This is a genomic window from Novosphingobium profundi, from assembly GCF_018491765.1.
Classification (GTDB): Bacteria; Pseudomonadota; Alphaproteobacteria; order Sphingomonadales; family Sphingomonadaceae; genus Novosphingobium; species Novosphingobium profundi.
The window spans coordinates 1-16,775 of sequence record NZ_JABWCU010000020.1 but is presented as its reverse complement, the minus strand read 5'-3'; the positions used below and the strand labels follow the sequence as shown (position 1 = coordinate 16,775).

Sequence of the window (16,775 nt, the reverse complement as noted above, 5' to 3'; positions counted from 1 at the left end):
ATCGGGCGGGAGAATGATGCGATGGCTGAAGTCACGCTTTACCACTGGGAACCCAACGCCAATTCGGGCAAGCCGATGCTTGCGCTGATGGAAAAGGGCGTTCCCTTCGACAGCCACTACATCGACATGCTCAACTTCGACCAGCACCGGCCGGAGTACCTGGCGATCAACCCGCAAGGGACGATCCCGGCGATGACCCACGGCGACAAGGTCCTGGTCGAGAGCACGGCGATCATGGAATACGTCAACGAGGCGTTCGACGGGCCCGACCTGATGCCCACCGACGCACGCGATCGCTGGCGCGTGCGCTGGTGGATGAAGTTCATGGACCAGTGGCTCGCGCCCAGCTTCTCGATGATCGGCTGGTCGGTGTTCATCGGCCCCGTCGTGCGCCAGCGCGATCCGGCCGAACTGGAGGCCGCGATCGAGCGCATTCCGATGCCCGAACGGCGCGTCTCGTGGCGCAAGGCGATCTACGGGACCTTCTCCGAGGCCGAGATCGCCGAGAGCCAGCGCCGCGTGGCGCTCGGCATCGGCATGCTCGAGGCGGAACTGGGCAAGCGCGAATGGCTGGCGAGCGACAGCTATTCGCTGGCCGACATCAATGGCTTCAACCTGGCCTACGCGATCCCGCTCAGCCAGCCGCATCTCTCGAACGACGAGCTGACCCCCAACCTCTTGCGCTGGCTGCGGGCGATCTACGCGCGCAAGGCGGTCAAGGACTGCTGGGCGCTGGGCCGCACCGACATGGTGAAGCGCGTGACCATTCTCGAGCAGGAGCGTATCTGATGGCGACGATCCTCTACCATGGCGAACCCAACGGCCCCTCGCTCGCGGTTCTCGCCGCGATGGCCGAGACCGGGGCGGACACGGCGCTCGGCATCGAATGCCGCGCGATCGATCTGCTGAAGGGCGAACGCCACACCATTCCCGACCTTGTCGAGCCGCTGGCGCGCGACATGGGGGTCGAGGGCGAGGGCCCGGTGCTGGTGGTCGAGGGCGAGGCGCTGACCGAATCGGTCTTTCTCGCGCAGTTCTTCGACGAAGTGGGGGATGGTGCTTCGCTCCAGCCCTCCGACCCTTACGCGCATTGGGAAATGATGATGTGGTGCCGCCAGATCACCGAGCGGCTCTCGCCGGCGGCCGCGCTGCTGGGCAACCTCGCGTCCTCGCACCGCCATCTCGACGCGCTTTCGGACGATGCCTTCGCCGCGCAAGTCGAGCCGATCGCCAGCGCCGACCTCAAGGTGCGCTGGGACCTGGTGCGTGACGGCGAGGCCGACGATGCGCAGCTCGAGGACTGCGAGGCCAAGGTCATGCAGGCGCTCGAGCGCTGCGAAAGCAAGCTGGGCGACGGACGCGAGTGGCTGATGGGGCCGCTCACCATCGCCGATTTCGAGACTTTCGCCTGGCTCGTGGGCATGGAGCCGATCGTGCCCGGTGCCTTCCAGGGCAAGCCGGCGACGCGCCAGTGGATGGCCCGCGTGCGCGCGCGGCCGAGCGTGGTGGCCGCGCTCGCGCGGGCGACCAGGGGCGAACCGGAACGCGCCTGGGCGCCGGGGCCGGAAATCAACCGCTGGGGATGAAGACCCCCACAGGGATGCGACGATACGATGCCCCGACACCACGGCAGGTGTCGGGGGGCAATAAGGGAATGGGTACGAGGATGAACACGCTGACGGGCTCGCACGGGCATTCGCATCGCAAGGCGGCGCGGGTTCGCTGGATCGCAGCCACGAGCGTAGCGCTCGCCGGCGCACTGCTCCTGGCGGGCTGCGGCGGCAAGGCGACGACCTCGGGGGCCGCAGCGGACGGCGCGGTCAACGGCGAACTCATTGCGCGCGGCGTCGACAGCGCGTGGCTGAGCTACGGGCGCACTTACGACGAGCAGCGCTATTCCCCCCTCGATGCGATCAACCGCGAGACGGTGGGGCAACTCGGTCTCGCCTGGTCGGCCGATCTTGATACCTCGCGCGGGCAGGAATCGACCCCACTGGTGATCGACGGGGTAATCTACATCACCACCGCCTGGTCGAAGGTACGCGCCTATGATGCAAGGACCGGCAAGGAGCTGTGGGCCTACGACCCGCAAGTGCCGGGCGCAGCGGGGGTGAAGGGTTGCTGCGACGTCGTCAACCGCGGCCTCGCTGCCTGGGGCGACAAGCTCTACCTCGGCACTTTTGACGGGCGTCTCGTCGCGCTCGACCGCAAGAGCGGCAAGCCGGTCTGGATCAAGGAGACGGTCGACCCGTCCAAGCCCTATACCATCACCGGCGCGCCGCGCGTGGTGAAGGGCAAGGTGATCATCGGCAACGGCGGCGCCGAGATGGGCGTACGCGGCTACATCACCGCCTACGACGCCGAAACCGGCAAGCAGGCTTGGCGCTTTTACACGGTCCCCGATGCGCCCGGAAAGAACAAGGAACAGTACCTCAAGGACGCCGAAAAGACCTGGCACGGCACGTATTGGGCCGAAGGCGGCGGCGGCACCGCCTGGGACTCGATGGCCTACGATCCCGAGCTGGACCTGCTCTATATCGGCGTCGGCAACGGCTCGCCGTGGAACCAGGGCATTCGCTCGGAGGGCAAGGGAGACAATCTCTACTTGTCCTCGATCGTCGCGGTCCGTCCCGAGACCGGCGAATACGTCTGGCACTTCCAGGAGACGCCCGGCGAAACCTGGGACTTCACCGCCACGCAGAGCATCATCCTCGCCGACCTCGAGATCGGCGGCAAGCTGCGCAAGGTGCTTATGCAGGCGCCCAAGAACGGCTTCTTCTACGTCATCGACCGCGAGACGGGCCAGTTCATCTCGGGCAAGAACTTCGTCTCGGTCAACTGGGCGAGCGGGCTCGATCCCAAGACCGGTCGCCCGATCGAGAACCCCGAGGCGCGCTACTACAAGACCGGCAAGATGTGGGTGGGCTCGCCTGGCGCGGGGGGCGCGCATTCGTGGCATCCCATGGCCTACAGCCCCAAGGACAAGCTGGTCTTCATCCCCGCGCAGCATGCCGCGCTGCCCTATTTCCCCGACAAGGACTGGAAACCCAAGCCCAAGGGCTTCAACACCGGCGTCGACATGTCGGCCGGTGCGATGCCCGCCGACGCGGCGGTGCGCAAGGCGGCGGCGGAAGCCACCAGCGGCGAGCTCATCGCCTGGGATCCGGTGGCGCAGAAGAAGGTCTGGGGCGTCAGCTTCCCCAGCGCCAACAACGGCGGCGTGCTGGCGACCGGCGGGGGCCTCGTGTTCCAGGGCAACATGACCAGCCACTTCGCCGCCTATGCTTCGGACACCGGCAAGAAACTCTGGTCCTTCCCGGTCCAGACCGGCGTCGTCGCGCCGCCGATCACGTATGAAATCGATGGCACGCAGTACGTCGCGCTGGTCGCAGGCTGGGGTGGAATCTGGGCGCTTGCGCCGGGTATCCTGGCGCAGGACGGCGGGCCGATCCGCAACGTCAGCCGCCTTCTGGTCTTCAAGCTGGGCGGCAAGGCCAAGCTCTCCAACCCGCTGCTGGTCGATACGCTTCCGCTCGATCCGCCCGCCTTCACCGGTACCAAGGAGCAGGTGGCCAAGGGCTCGTACCGCTTCGGGCGCTTCTGTTCGACCTGCCACGGTGACGCGGCGATCGGCGGCGGGGTGCTGCCCGACTTGCGCCGCTCGGGCTTCATCCAGGACAAGGCGGCCTTCCAGCAGGTGGTCCATGACGGGGCGCTGACCGATCTTGGCATGGTGAGCTTCGCCGACACGCTCTCGCCCGACGAGATCGAGGACGTGCGCCAGTACATCATCCACCGCGCGAACGAGGACAAGGCGCTCGAGGCCAAGTCGGGCAAGCCGGTTGGAAAGTCGGCCGGCACTCCGGCCGACAAGGCCACCGCGGCGGCAGCTGAGATCGTCAAGGATCAGGAGAAGACCTCGGGCCCGCGCCGGTGACCCTCGATGTCGCCTCGATCGCCGCGATCGACGTCCACGTCCACGCCGAAGTCTCGTGCCACGATCCGGAAGACCCGGTCATGGCGCAGTTCTTCGACGCCGCCTCGGCCTATTTCAAGGCGCCGCGCGCACGGCCGAAAATGCCCGAGATTGCGGAAATCTACCGCGCGCAGAACATCGCCTTCTGCCTCTTCACGGTGGATTGTGAGAGCGGGCTGGGCGCGAAGCGGGTTTCGAACTACGAGGTGGCCGATTTCGCCGCGGCCAACGCCGACGTGTGCATCCCCTTCGCCTCGATCGATCCGCGCAAGGGCAAGCTCGGCGCGCGCGAGGCGCGCGATCTTGTTGAGAACCACGGCGTGCGCGGGTTCAAGTTCCACGCGATCATGCAGGACTGCCATCCCGCCGATCGCGTGGGCTACCCCATCTACGAGGTCATTGCCGAATACGGATTGCCCGCCATCTTCCACACCGGCCATTCGGGCATGGGCACGGGCATGCGCGGCGGTGGCGGGGTGCGCCTGAAATATGGGCGGCCGATGCTGGTCGATGATGTCGCAGTCGACTTTCCCGACATCAAGATCATCCTCGCGCATCCCAGCTGGCCCTGGGTGGACGAGAGCCTGTCGATGGCGCTGCACAAGGAGAATGTCTTCATCGACCTCTCCGGCTGGAGCCCGAAGTACTTCCCGCCGCAGATCGTGCGCTACGCAAATGGCCAGTTGAAGCACAAGATGATGTTCGGCTCCGACTTCCCGCTGATCCGTCCGGACAAGTGGATCGAGGCGGCGAAGGAGATCGGGTTCAAGGACGAGGTCATGCCCGGCATCATGAAGGACAACGCCGCGCGCGTGCTGGGCCTGGCGCAAGGATGAGGGCACAGGCCATGGATTTCACCGGCAAGCATGTGATCGTGACCGGGGCCTCGAGCGGGATCGGCGAGGCCACGGCGCGCACGCTCGCGGCGCGGGGCGCCGCCGTCACGCTGATCGCGCGGCGAGCCGAGCGGCTGGTGGCGCTGGCGGCGGAACTGGGCGGCAAGACGCGCTGGTTCGCGGCCGATGTCGGGGATGGAGAGGCGCAGTGCGGGGCGCTGGAACAGGCCGTCGCAGAAGGAGGAGCTGTCGACGGCCTGTTCCTCAACGCTGGCACCGGCGGAAGCTTCGCGCCGGTCGAGAGCTATGGCGAGGCGGCCTTCGAACAGGTTCTGAACGTCAACCTTATGGCGCCCTATCGGGCCATCGCGCAGCTCTTGCCGGCGATGAAGGCGCGGGGGCGGGGTGCGATCCTCGTGACCGGAAGCCTCGCCAGCGAGCGCGGCATGGCCAACAACGCGGCCTATGTCGCGTCCAAGCACGGCGTGCTCGGTTTGGCCCGGGCGGTCGCGCTTGAAGCCGCGCCGCATGGCGTGCGTTGCAACTGTATCGTTCCCGGTTTCATCGAGACCGAGATGTTTGCCGCGCTTCCTTCCGATGCGCTTGCGCAGATCGCTGCGCGCGTGCCGCAGGGCCGTACGGGAAGTGCTCAGGAGCTGGCTGAGGCCGCCACGTTCCTGCTCAGCGATGCGGCTTCGCACGTGACCGGGCAAAGCCTTGCCGTCGACGGCGGCGTGCTCGGGACCCTGTCGGTCTAGACCTGCTTCGAGGGGCATGGCCTCTCGAGGCAGCAAAACCGTCCAGGGCAAAGGGCGCACTTATGTGACGTGCTAGGCACGAGGTCGACGGTAACGGGGTCAAGGGGCAATGGCCCCTTGAATCGTTTTCCTATTCCTCGAAGAAATTGAGCTCCAGCAGTACCCCGTCCGGATCATGGACGAAGAGCTGGCGCAGCCCGATCGAGTGGATCACGTTGCTTTCGTAAGGAAGGCCGCGATCTTCCAGCCGGTCGCGGATGTCGTCGAAACCTTCGCAGCGCAGCGCGATATGATGCAGCGCCCCGGTCGGCCCCTTGGTCATGTCGCGGTCCATCGCGCGCGGCGCCTGGCGGGTGTTGAGGTGGATGATCGGGCGCTCGTCATGGTCGTAGATCCAGCGCGCGGTCTCGCGGGTGAGCGGGGCAGGGGCTGCATAGGATTCGAGCGAGAGCACGTCGCGGTAGAACGCTTCCGAACGGTCGAGATTCTCGACCACGACGCAGAAGTGATCGAGCGCGACGACACGCGCGCGAACGCGCGTGTCGAACTGCATGAAGGGACTGTTCACGCGGTTTCCTCCTCTTTTGCCTGGCCGCCGGGCACGCCATGCGCCACGCGCCGTTCGTATTCGGGATCGTCCTCGGGCTTGGCGAGGGCTGCCATGACGCGGGCGTGGATGTCCTCGAGCGGCTGGCGGAACTCGGGGTAGGCGAGGACGTAGAGCTGGTTCACCTCGACCGCCTTGAGCACATGGTGCGCGAGCGTGGTCGGCTCCATGCCGCAGGCGATGACGTTCTTGAGATGCGCGAACATCTCGGGACCCGCCTTGTAGTACCCGGTGTCCGAAAGGTGCTCGGGGCGGGTCAGCAGGGCCTCGTGGATGTTGGTGTTGACCGCACCCGGGCACAGCAGCGAGACGCCGATGCCGTGTTCCTCGAGGTCGAGTGCGAGCGTCTCGGTGAGGCCGCGCACCGCCATCTTGGTGGTGCAGTAGATCCCCGTGCCCTTGAGCGCGACGAAGGCCGACATCGAGGCGGTGTTGATCACGTGCCCGCCGTTACCGCGTTCGATCATGCGCGGCACGAACGTCTTGATGCCGTTGATCACCCCGCGCAAGTTGACGTCGATCTGCCAGTCCCAGTCGTCGAAGGTCGCATCCTGGATCGCGCCGAAGTGCGAGACGCCGGCGGTGTTGAACAGCAGTTCGACCGGCCCCAGCTTCGCCTCCACCGCATCGGCTGCGGCCGCGTAGGCTTCGCGGTCGGTGATGTCGAGCTTGATCGCCATGACCTCGTAGGCAGCGCCCTTGGCGTTCTCGGCCTCGAACCAGGCCATCGCTTCGTCGAGATGGTCCTGGCGGATATCGGCGATGGCGACCTTGCAGCCCGCTTCGGCGAAAACCTTGGCCTGTCCGAGCGCCACGCCCGAGCCGCCACCGGTGATGAAGGCGGTCCGTCCCTTTACCTGTGTCATCGTTCTCTCTCCCTGCGTGTTCGTGGTGGACGCCTCAGGCGTAGGCGTGGTTCGCCAGCCCCAGGCGGTCGCGGGTCTCGCCCGCGCTCGACACTTCGGCACCCAACCGGTCGATCAGGTCGACCGCCCAGCGCACGTGCGCGGCGTTGTCGGGCGCCATCTGGCCCTTGCGCAGATAGATCGTGTCCTCGAAGCCGACGCGCACGTGGCCGCCCAGAAGCACGGATTGCGCGGCCATTGGGTAGGAATGGCGGCTGACGCCGAAGCCGGTGAAGGCCGCGCCGCGCGGGATCTGGTTGGCCGCGTAGACCATCGCCTCGGTCGTGGCGGGCAGGCCGTACTTGGTGCCCAGCACGAAGGAGAAGGGCACGTTCTTGGGGATCGCGCCCTTGGCCATGAGATCGTCGGCGAAGACGAAGTCGCCGGCCTCGAAGCACTCGATCTCGGGCAGCACGCCTGCGTCCTGGATCATGTGGCCCATGCGCGTGATCATCGGATCGAGATTGATCGCGACACCGCCCCACAGCTGCATGGTGCAGATGTCGAGCGTGCACATGTCGGGCTTCAAGTCGAGGATATGCTCGAGCCGGCGCTCGGCGGTGAACATCAGCGTGCCTTCGCCGCAGACCGCCGGGTCCTCATCGCTCTGCATCCAGGTGCAGCCGGGGCCGGTGGTGACATTGAGGATGACCTCGCGGTTCTTCTCGCGGATCATGCCCACGACCTCGCGGTAGTCCTCGAGCGCCTGCGACGGTACGCCGGTCTTGCCGTCACGCACGTGGACATGGATGATCGAGGCACCCGCCTCGGCGGCGGCAAGGGCTTCGGCCGCGACGTGTTCGGGCCGGAACGGAAAGTTGGGATGATCCGGCATCGGTGAACTTCCTGTCACCGCGCACGTAATGAAGACCTTTTGGGCCAATTTCGCTCTCCTCTCGCCTTGCATGCCCGTTTGATTTCGGGTTCACTGCGGCCAAACTACAAGATCGAGGCTGGCGGAATAGTTCAGCACATATCCTATCACGCGCGGTAACTGGTACTGGCAGTGACAGGAAGGGATTGAGAGAGGGGACGAGAGATGTCGCATCGCGAGGAACTGTCGCGATTCCTGAAGTCGGCGCGCGCGCGCCTGTCGCCCGCCGAAGTGGGCCTGCCCGAAGGCGAACGCCGACGCGCCAAGGGCTTGCGCCGCGAGGAAGTGGCCGCGCTCGCGGGGATGAGCGTCACCTGGTACACCTGGTTCGAACAAGGCCGAGAGATCCAGCTCTCGGCGCCGATGATCGAGCGCCTGGGGCGCACCTTGCGTCTGTCGGACACCGAGCGCGACTACCTCTTCGGACTTGCGCAGCATCGCCCCCCGCCGCTCGCCTCGCGACTCGACGAGGAGATCCGCCCCGGCACCCGGCACATGATGGACAGCCTGGGCATCCCGGCGCTCGTCATCGTCGCGGACTGGACGGTGGTGGGCTGGAACCCGCTGGTGACCGCGGCCTTTCGCGATTACGCGGTACTGCCGCGCGGGGAACGCAACCTGTTCAAGATCCTCATGCTCCACGAGCGTTACCAGCGCGATCCTGAATCGTTTCGCGAAATGGCCTCGCATCTCACCGCGCGCTTCAAGTGGGACTACAGCCAGACCGGCAATCCGGAAGTCTTCGACGAGTTGATCGCCGAGATGATGGAGAAGTCCGAAATGTTCCGCGAGTTCTGGAAGTGCAGCGCGATCCAGGCGCATTTTCGCGGGGAGAACAGCACGCGCATTCCCGAGGTGGGCAAAGTGCGTTTCCAGCACAGCTCCTACGCCATCGAGGAAGTTCCCGGCCAGCGCCTGATCCTGTTCTCGCCCAAAGGCGAGGAGGACGCGCGCAAGCTGGAGAAGCTGCGTGCGCTCAGGCCCGAGCTGGTGGCTCCCTGAGCGCAGCGCGCTGGGTCACCTGCGCGCCGGCATCGGCGGGCAGGCGCGCGAAGAGCACGACGGCAAGTGCGCCAAGCGCCGAAAGCGCGAGCAGAGCGACACGGTAGGGCAGCGGGTCGGCGGCACCCGTCTGGCCGAGGGGCAAGTTGAGGAACAGCGCGCCGAGCGAGATGCCCGCCGCGGCCGACAGCGCGTTGCCGATCGAATTGAGCACGTTGGCGCCGGGAAGTTCGTCGGCCTCGACGTCGGCGAAGGCAAGGCTCATCATGCCGGTAAAGGGCACCGAGCGGGCCATGCCCACCAGCAGCATCGCCAGCGCCATCAGTGCGAGCGGCGTAGCCCTGGGAATGGCGGCGATCGCGGCGGTCGCGGCCATCATCATCGCGGTCCCCGCCACCAGCGCGAGGCGCAGGCCGGTAGCGCGCAGAATGCGGGAAATGAAGGGCTTTACCGCAAGGTCGCCCAGGTTGTTGGCAAGCAGGAGGATGCCCGCGGTCGCCGGCGAGAGCGCGAAAGCGAGCTGGAAATAGAGTGGCAGGACGAGCGCCAGCCCCATGTGCGGCAGGCGCATCAGCATGCCGGGCCCGAAGGCGATGGCGACGAAAGTGCGGTGGCGCAGCGCGTCGAGCGGGACGAGGCCGTGCCGCGCGCGGCGCAGCCAGCGCCAGGCGAGCACGGCGATGAGCGCGCCCGCCGTGATCAGCAGGCCGGGTAGCGCAAGGTGCTCGGGGTGGGCGCCCAGACGGTCGAAGCCGTAGATCAGCAGCGAAAGCGCGGCGGCGATCAGCACGAAGCCGATGGCATCGAAGCGCAGCCTTTGCGCAGGCACGTGCGGCAGCAGGCGGCGGGTGAGTACGGCACCCAGAAGCGTCAGCGGCAGGTTGACGAGGAAGATTGAGGGCCAGCCGAAGGCCTCGGTGAGAAAGCCCCCGAGCGGAGGGCCGATGACGGGCGCGATGAGCGCGGGCGTAGTGCTTATCGCGAGGATTTCCACCAGGCGGTGCTTGGGCGTAATGCGCAGCAGCACGAGATTGCCGACCGGGGTCATCAGGCTCGAGCACAAGGCCTGCAGCGCGCGCGCCGCGACGAAGAGGGCGAGCGTCGGGCTCTGCGAGCACAGCAGCGAAGCAATGCCGAAGCCGAGCAGCGAGGCGGTCAGCACGCGCCGTGGCCCCAATCGCAGCGCGAGCCAGCTGCTAAGCGGCAGGAACGCGGTCGACACCATCAGGTAGGCGGTTATGCCGATGCCCAGTTCACTTGGCGCCACGCCGAAATCGCGGGCCATGTCGGGGAGCGCGGTCGCGATCACCGTCCCCTCGAGGATCGAAAGGAACAGGATGAACGCCACCAGGAAGGCCGCCGCGCGCGGATCGGCCTCCACCGGTGGCGTCCCCGGTGCCGGTTCGTGCGCCGTGCCCCTCGACTGCACTTCAGTCTGCGCCCGCCCCGGCAGGCCTCCCACCCCGTCCAGGGGTCAGCCCTTCTTTTCGAAGTAGGCGATGGCGCGGAACTCGTAGCTCTTGCGCACGCGCGCGTCGGGTCGCGAGGTGTCGTGGAAGGCGGTGTGCGGGCTGCGCCAGGCGCGCGAATGGTCCGAATCGTGGAACTTGATGAAGATGACCTCGTCGCGGGTCATGTCAGGGAAGTACCACCAGCGGTGCCCCGGGCTGTACTTGAAGATCGTCGCCGCCAGCATGTCCTCCTCGCCCGGGATCGGTGCGAAGAGATCGGCGCCGGTGGGGATCGTATCGACGTCGACCTTGTAGTTCGAAATGCTGTCCTCCTCGCCAACCGAAGGCCCTTCGCAAAGCGCCAGCGGCCAGTTCTGGGGAGCGGGCGAGAGTGCGCGCCACAGGCTGAAGCAGATGAAGCGATCGAAGCCGGGGCCATCGGGACGCAGCTTGTCGTAGAAAATCTGCGCGATCTTGTTGGCGGTGGGGGTGTTGAAGTCGACGTGCGCTTCCGCCGCCGGGGGCTGGATGCCGCGCGCGTCGATCACCGGCGAGCGCAACTGACCGCCCATCGGGTGGATGAAGTCGCAGCCAGTGAGCGCCTTGGCGACCGTCTCGACTTCGGCCGGGTAGGCCTTGAGCTCTTCGAGGTCGGCGAAGTCGGTGACCTTGGTCTCGTGGCGGGAGAGGCAGAAGCCATCGGCATCGAGCGTGGGCGCGCTTTCGCGCAGGCGCGCGTTGCGGATGGTGGCGGGATAGAAGTCGTAGACCCCGGTATTGTACTCCGCGCCCGGCGCCCAGAAGCGGCGGTTGATGCGCGAGGTGGGCACCAGGTACTTGATTTCGGTCTCGATCGCCGCGTCGGGGCGCGACAGTGTTTCTGCGTCCATCTTGTCCTCTCCTCCTCAAAAATCCGGGGCCATGCACGCCTCGCCGGTCTTTTGCCGGAACCTGGACGTACACTCCGGGCGAACCGTCCCTAGTGGTTCGCGAAACGCGCGCGCACGTCCTCGGGCACGGGAGCGGCCTTGAGCCGCCCGTCTTCGTGCACGGTCCAGACACGCTTCTCGCTTCCCTCCACGCACAGCGCATCACCAAGACGGATGCGGTGCGCGATGGTGAAGCTGGACGTGCCGAACTGGGGGGCGTCGGCCTCGATCGTCACCACGTCGCCGTAGCTCGACGGCTTCAGGAAGCGGGCCGAAAGGTCGACCAGCGGAAAGCCCGCTACGCCCATTTCGCGCAGCATGTCGCGCTTCTTCGGCAGGCCGGCGGCCTCGAACAGCAGGATCGAGCTCTCCGCGAACATGTCCATGTAGCGCGGGGCGAAGACGATCCCGGCCGGATCGCACTGGCCCCATTCGATGCGGTGTTCACGCGTGATGAACGGTCTGGTAAGTTCGGACATCGCTCAGGCCAGGATGTTCTTGCCCTGGCGGGTCGTCTTCTCGGCCATCTCGTCGGCCTTGGGCGGTTCGGGCAGGAGCAGCCCGCGCTGCACCGCCGGGCGCTCCGCAATGGTGTCGAACCAGCGCTGGAGATGGGGCAGGCCGGTCATGTCGATGCAGGCCCAGTCGTGTCCGCGTACCCAAGGGAAGCAGGCGATGTCCGCGATCGAATAGTCGCCCGCAAGGTATTCGTTCGTGGCCAGGTGTCCGTCCATGACTTCGAACAGCCGGCGGCTCTCACGCGTGTAGCGATCGATCACCTCGGGCAGCCTGGGTTCGAAATAGCGGTTGAAGACGGTTGCCTGCCCCATCATCGGCCCGAGACCCGACATCTGCCACATGACCCATTGGATCGCGCGGCTGCGGCCCATGGTGTCGATCGGCAGGAAGCGGCCGAACTTCTCGGCCAGGTAGATCAGGATCGCGCCCGATTCGAACACCGCGAAGCCACCGTTTGCACTGTCCACCTCATGGTCGATGAGCGTGGGGATGCGCCCGTTGGGGTTGCGCGCGGTGTACCAGTCTTCCTTCTGCTCGCGGTTGGTCAGCGAGATCGGACGCAGAGTATAGGCCGCGTCGAGCTCCTCGAGCATGATCGTCGTCTTCCAGCCATTCGGCGTTTCCGAAGTCCACAGTTCCAGCACGTCTCTCTCCCCTGGCGCGCGGGCCTGATTCGCCTCGCACATGCCTTTTGCGGATCGAGCAGAGCAGAGCCCCGCGTGCCGGGCAAGGCGAGTGCAAACAGTAGTAGTGGCAGTGACAGGTTGGGTGGGGCGCGCTCAAGCAGTTGGCAAAAGTAATAGTATCGCTGCTGGACTTCCCCGCGCCCCGATCGCGACGCAGTCTGCGCCCCGAGAGATCCGCAAGGACGACATGGAGAGGACGCGCTACGCGATGTTGACGTTGTACAGCTTTGGCCCTGGGGCCAATTCGCTCAAACCCCTGCTGGCGCTTTACGAAAAGGGCCTCGAATTCACCCCGCGCTTCGTCAATCCGGCGACCTTCGAGCACCACGAGGAGTGGTTCAAGAAGATCAACCCGCGCGGCCAGGTGCCCGCGCTTGACCATGACGGGCACATCATCACCGAATCGACGGTGATCTGCGAATATCTCGAGGATGCCTTTCCCGACGCGCCCCGGCTGCGCCCCACCGATCCGGTCCAGATCGCCGAGATGCGCGTGTGGACCAAGTGGGTCGACGAATATTTCTGCTGGTGCGTCTCGACGATCGGCTGGGAGCGCATGATCGGCCCGATGGCGCGCGCGCTCTCGGACGAGGAATTCGAGGAGAAGGTCAGGCGCATCCCGGTGCCCGAGCAGCAGGTCAAGTGGCGTAATGCGCGTGCCGGCTTCCCCCAGGCCGTGCTCGACGAGGAAATGCGCAAGATCCGCGTCTCGGTCGACCGGCTGGAGAAGCGCCTTTCCGAAAGCCCCTGGCTGGCGGGCGAGGATTACACCCTTGCCGACATCTGCAACTTCGCCATCGCGAACGGCATGGAGAAGGGTTACCCCGAACTCGTCAACGCCAAGGACACGCCGCACCTTCTCGCCTGGATCGAGAAGATCAACGCGCGTCCGGCCTGCCAGGAAATGTTCGCCAAGTCGCAGAACGAATTCGCCGACCGCAAGGTCGAGGCCTGAGGAGCGCAAGGGACATGGCCAAGGACAACCGCATCACCCTTTACGATCTCCAGCTCGCCTCGGGCTGCACGATCAGCCCCTTCGTGTGGCGCACCAAGTACGCACTCGCGCATAAGGGTTTCGACGTCGACCTGGTGCCCGGTGGCTTCACCGGCATCGCCGAACGCACCGGGGGCCGCTCCGAACGCGTTCCGGTGATCGTCGACGATGGCGAATGGGTGCTCGACAGCTGGAAGATCGCCGAATACCTCGACGAGAAGTATCCCGATCGCCCGATGCTGTTCGAGGGCCCCTCGATGAAGGTGCTCACCAAGTTCCTCGACGCCTGGCTCTGGAAGACCGCGATCGGTCCCTGGTTCCAGTGCTACATCCTCGATTACCACGACCTCTCGCTCCCGTGTGACCACGCCTATGTTCGCGAATCACGCGAGACGATGTTCCTGGGCGGACGCAAGCTTGAAGACGTGCAGGCGGGGCGCGAGGATCGCCTGCCGCTGGTGCCGCCCACGCTCGAGCCGCTGCGCCAGCTCCTGCGCGACACCCCCTGGCTGGGCGGCGAGACACCCAATTTCGCCGACTACACCGCGCTTGCCGTGTTCCTGTGGACGGGATCGGTCTGCACGACCCCGCCGCTTACCGAGGACGATCCCTTGCGCGACTGGCTCGACCGCGGCTTCGACCTCTACGGCGGTCTGGGGCGCCATCCGGGCATGCACACGCTGTTCGGTCTGGAACTGCGAGAAGGCGATCCCGCGCCGTTCGACCGCAGCGCGGCCGGCATCGAAGTTGCGCCGATCAACAAGGGGGCTGCGGCACCTGAACCGGTGGCAGCGGACTGAAAGGGCACGCCATGGCATGGGACGTCGAACCCGAAGGGGGCTCCCTTCGCATGTACCACATTCCGGGCTGTCCCTTCTCCGAACGGGTCGAGCTTCTGCTCGACCTCAAGGGATTGGGGGATCGCCTGGCCGACCACGAGATCGACATCTCGAAGCCGCGCCCGGACTGGCTCTTGAAGAAGACGCGCGGGACGACCGCGCTCCCGGCGCTTGAACTGGAGAACGGCGAGACCTTGAAGGAGAGCATGGTCATCATGCGCTACATCGAGGATCGCTTTCCCGAAGTGCCGGTTGCGCGCCAGGATCCCTTCGAACATGCGGTCGAGGCGATGCTCTGCGCCACGGACGGCGCCTTCACCGGGGCGGGCTACCGCATGATCCTCAATCGCGACAGGGCCAAGCGCGAGGAATTGAAGGCCGAAGTCGACGCGCAATACGCGCGCCTCGACGATTTCCTGCGGCACTACAGCCCGGACGGGGTCTACCTGTTCGACCGCTTCGGGTGGGCTGAGGTGGCCTTTGCGCCGATGTTCAAGCGCTTGTGGTTCCTCGAATATTACGAGGACTACGACGTGCCGCAGAACCTGACGCGCGTGCTCCTGTGGCGCGAGGCGACGCTGGCCGAGCCGGTCGTCCAGGCGCGCCACGGGCATCGCGAATTGATGACCCTCTACTACGATTACACCCAGGGCGGCGGCAATGGTCGCCTGCCCGAGGGGCGCAGCGTTTCGAGCTTCACGCTCGAGCCGCATTGGCGTGAAAGGCCGATGCCGCCGCGGGACAAGTGGGGGCCGGGCGCGAGCGACGCCGAACTGGGCCTGATCCCGGGAATTACCGTGCGCGGCGATGCGGTGCCCGCCTGAACGCGCGCGAACGAGAGCACAGACCATCTCAGATGAGAGCAGGAATCCGAACATGAAGAGCTATCTCCAGAACTACATCGATGGCCAGTGGGTCGACAGCCAGGGCGGGGTGAAGCACACCGTCATCAACCCGGCGACCGAAGGTCCGGCGAGCGAGATCGTGCTCGGCACGAGCGCCGACGTCGATGCCGCTGTCGTCGCCGCGCGCCGCGCCTTCGAGACCTTCAGCCAGACCAGTCGCGAAGAGCGCATGGCGCTGCTCGGTCGCGTGATCGAGGCTTACAAGGCGCGCATCCCCGACATCGCCGAGGCCATCGCGGTGGAGATGGGCTGCCCGATCTCGACCGCCTCGACCGCGCAGGCGGGCTCGGGCCTCGGACACCTTGCGCAGGCACTTGCGGCGCTTGAGAAGTTCGAATTTTCCGAGACCATCGGCGACAACGTCGTCGTGCGCGAGCCGATCGGCGTGGTCGCGCTCATCACGCCGTGGAACTGGCCGATGAACCAGATCGTCGCCAAGGTGGGGCCGTGCCTTGCCTCGGGCTGCACGATGATCCTAAAGCCCAGCGAGGAAGCGCCGACCTCGGCCGCGATCTTCGCCGAAGTGCTCGAGGCTGCCGGCGTGCCCGCGGGCGTGTTCAACCTTGTGCAGGGTGACGGTCCGGGTGTCGGCACCGCACTGGCCGCGCACCCCGACATCGACATGATCAGCTTCACCGGCTCGACCCGTGCGGGCATCATGGTCGCCAAGAATGCGGCCGACACGGTCAAGCGCGTGGCGCAGGAACTGGGCGGCAAGTCGCCCAACATCATCCTCGAGGGCACGCCGCTCGACAAGGCGCTGCCCGGCGGCGTGGGCGGCGTGCTGCTCAATTCGGGCCAGTCGTGCGTCGCGCCCACGCGCATGCTCGTCCATGTCTCGCAGCACGACGAAGCCGCCGCCCTGGTCGGCCAGATGTTCGCCGACAAGCCGGTGGGCGATCCCTTGCAGGAAGGCCCGCATATCGGCCCGGTCGTCAACAAGGCGCAGTGGGACAAGATCCAGGGCCTTATTCAGAAGGGCATCGACGAGGGCGCGACGCTCGTCACCGGGGGCACCGGCCGTCCTGAAGGCTTCGAGCACGGATTCTACGTCAAGCCGACGGTGTTCTCTAACGTGACGCCCGAAATGACCATCGCCAGGGAGGAGATCTTCGGTCCGGTCCTGGTGATCATGCCCTACCAGGACGAGGCCGACGCGGTGCGCATCGCCAACGATACGCCCTATGGGCTGGGCGCCTATATCGCGGGCGATCCGGCCAAGGCCAGCAAGCTTGTGGGCAAGCTGCGCGCGGGCGCGGTCTTCGTCAACGCCGGGGGCCTTGCCATGGACATGCCTTTCGGCGGCTACAAGCAGTCGGGCAACGGGCGCGAATTCGGCAAGTTCGGCCTCGAGGAATTCCTCGAGATCAAGGCCGTGATCGGCACTTACGTGCCCGAGGTCGCCTGAACGCGGCCAATTGAGAGTTAACCTCCCGAGGTGACTTCGAACCCCCTGGCGAGGCGACCTAACGCCTGTGTTATCGCGGGCTGGCT

17 protein-coding genes are annotated in these 16,775 nt (G+C 66.1%); 10 read left to right on the top strand and 7 right to left on the bottom strand.

The annotated features are described in order from the left end of the window. Nucleotides 1-21 precede the first annotated feature (21 nt). From HT136_RS20750 to HT136_RS20730, 5 genes are all read left to right on the top strand, one after another. Nucleotides 22-789, top strand: a complete 768-nt coding sequence (locus HT136_RS20750; RefSeq protein WP_214201765.1) for a glutathione S-transferase family protein — start codon at nucleotides 22-24, stop codon at nucleotides 787-789. Further along, entirely contained in the window at nucleotides 789-1,586 is a 798-nt protein-coding gene (locus tag HT136_RS20745) for a glutathione S-transferase family protein (protein ID WP_214201764.1), read from the top strand. Before HT136_RS20750 ends, HT136_RS20745 begins: the two co-directional genes overlap by 1 nt. Nucleotides 1,587-1,666: 80 nt before the next feature. Beyond that, the gene (locus HT136_RS20740) at nucleotides 1,667-3,937 is read left to right on the top strand and encodes a PQQ-dependent dehydrogenase, methanol/ethanol family (protein WP_214201763.1); all 2,271 of its coding nucleotides are present in this window, start codon (nucleotides 1,667-1,669) and stop codon (nucleotides 3,935-3,937) included. Then, nucleotides 3,934-4,812, top strand: a complete 879-nt coding sequence (locus HT136_RS20735; RefSeq protein WP_214201762.1) for an amidohydrolase family protein — start codon at nucleotides 3,934-3,936, stop codon at nucleotides 4,810-4,812. The genes HT136_RS20740 and HT136_RS20735 overlap by 4 nt, the downstream gene beginning before the upstream one ends. A gap of 11 nt (nucleotides 4,813-4,823) precedes the next feature. Beyond that, nucleotides 4,824-5,570, top strand: coding sequence for an SDR family NAD(P)-dependent oxidoreductase (locus tag HT136_RS20730; protein ID WP_214201761.1), 747 nt, complete (start codon nucleotides 4,824-4,826; stop codon nucleotides 5,568-5,570). A gap of 130 nt (nucleotides 5,571-5,700) precedes the next feature. Here the strand turns inward: HT136_RS20730 and HT136_RS20725 are convergent, their stop codons facing one another. Genes HT136_RS20725 through HT136_RS20715 form a run of 3 tightly spaced genes read right to left on the bottom strand, consistent with a single transcriptional unit; the run spans nucleotide 5,701 to nucleotide 7,989 of the window. Beyond that, entirely contained in the window at nucleotides 5,701-6,138 is a 438-nt protein-coding gene (locus HT136_RS20725) for a VOC family protein (protein ID WP_343222265.1), read from the bottom strand. Then, nucleotides 6,135-7,043: an SDR family oxidoreductase gene (locus tag HT136_RS20720; protein WP_214201760.1), complete on the bottom strand. Its 909-nt coding sequence runs from the start codon at nucleotides 7,041-7,043 to the stop codon at nucleotides 6,135-6,137. Before HT136_RS20720 ends, HT136_RS20725 begins: the two co-directional genes overlap by 4 nt. Before the next feature lie 34 nt (nucleotides 7,044-7,077). Beyond that, entirely contained in the window at nucleotides 7,078-7,989 is a 912-nt protein-coding gene (locus HT136_RS20715) for a beta-keto acid cleavage family enzyme (RefSeq protein WP_281423479.1), read from the bottom strand. 132 nt (nucleotides 7,990-8,121) lie between these two features. Between HT136_RS20715 and HT136_RS20710 the strand changes: the two genes are divergently transcribed. Next, entirely contained in the window at nucleotides 8,122-8,958 is an 837-nt protein-coding gene (locus tag HT136_RS20710) for a helix-turn-helix transcriptional regulator (RefSeq protein WP_214201758.1), read from the top strand. Here the strand turns inward: HT136_RS20710 and HT136_RS20705 are convergent. The 4 genes from HT136_RS20705 to HT136_RS20690 form a co-directional block, all read right to left on the bottom strand. Continuing rightward, nucleotides 8,933-10,339 carry an MFS transporter gene (locus HT136_RS20705; protein WP_214201757.1) on the bottom strand — a complete coding sequence of 469 codons (1,407 nt, stop codon included), beginning with the start codon at nucleotides 10,337-10,339 and terminating at the stop codon, nucleotides 8,933-8,935. The two genes, HT136_RS20710 and HT136_RS20705, sit on opposite strands and share 26 nt — an antisense overlap. Nucleotides 10,340-10,432: 93 nt before the next feature. Continuing rightward, nucleotides 10,433-11,299, bottom strand: a complete 867-nt coding sequence (locus HT136_RS20700; RefSeq protein ID WP_214201756.1) for a CmcJ/NvfI family oxidoreductase — start codon at nucleotides 11,297-11,299, stop codon at nucleotides 10,433-10,435. An 89-nt stretch (nucleotides 11,300-11,388) separates the two neighbouring features. Further along, nucleotides 11,389-11,817, bottom strand: a complete 429-nt coding sequence (locus HT136_RS20695) for an acyl-CoA thioesterase (protein ID WP_214201755.1) — start codon at nucleotides 11,815-11,817, stop codon at nucleotides 11,389-11,391. 3 nt (nucleotides 11,818-11,820) lie between these two features. Next, nucleotides 11,821-12,501: a glutathione S-transferase family protein gene (locus HT136_RS20690; protein ID WP_214201754.1), complete on the bottom strand. Its 681-nt coding sequence runs from the start codon at nucleotides 12,499-12,501 to the stop codon at nucleotides 11,821-11,823. Nucleotides 12,502-12,730: 229 nt separating this feature from the next. On the opposite strand from HT136_RS20690, the gene HT136_RS20685 reads away from it, so the two are divergent. From HT136_RS20685 to HT136_RS20670, 4 genes are read left to right on the top strand one after another with little or no spacing between them, the layout of a single operon-like run. Continuing rightward, nucleotides 12,731-13,498, top strand: coding sequence for a glutathione S-transferase family protein (locus tag HT136_RS20685; RefSeq protein ID WP_246544032.1), 768 nt, complete (start codon nucleotides 12,731-12,733; stop codon nucleotides 13,496-13,498). Between the two features lie 14 nt (nucleotides 13,499-13,512). Beyond that, nucleotides 13,513-14,337 carry a beta-etherase gene (locus tag HT136_RS20680; RefSeq protein ID WP_214201753.1) on the top strand — a complete coding sequence of 275 codons (825 nt, stop codon included), beginning with the start codon at nucleotides 13,513-13,515 and terminating at the stop codon, nucleotides 14,335-14,337. Between the two features lie 50 nt (nucleotides 14,338-14,387). After that, nucleotides 14,388-15,200 carry a glutathione S-transferase family protein gene (locus HT136_RS20675; RefSeq protein WP_214201752.1) on the top strand — a complete coding sequence of 271 codons (813 nt, stop codon included), beginning with the start codon at nucleotides 14,388-14,390 and terminating at the stop codon, nucleotides 15,198-15,200. Between the two features lie 52 nt (nucleotides 15,201-15,252). Continuing rightward, nucleotides 15,253-16,689: an aldehyde dehydrogenase family protein gene (locus HT136_RS20670; protein ID WP_214201751.1), complete on the top strand. Its 1,437-nt coding sequence runs from the start codon at nucleotides 15,253-15,255 to the stop codon at nucleotides 16,687-16,689. Nucleotides 16,690-16,775: the final 86 nt, after the last annotated feature.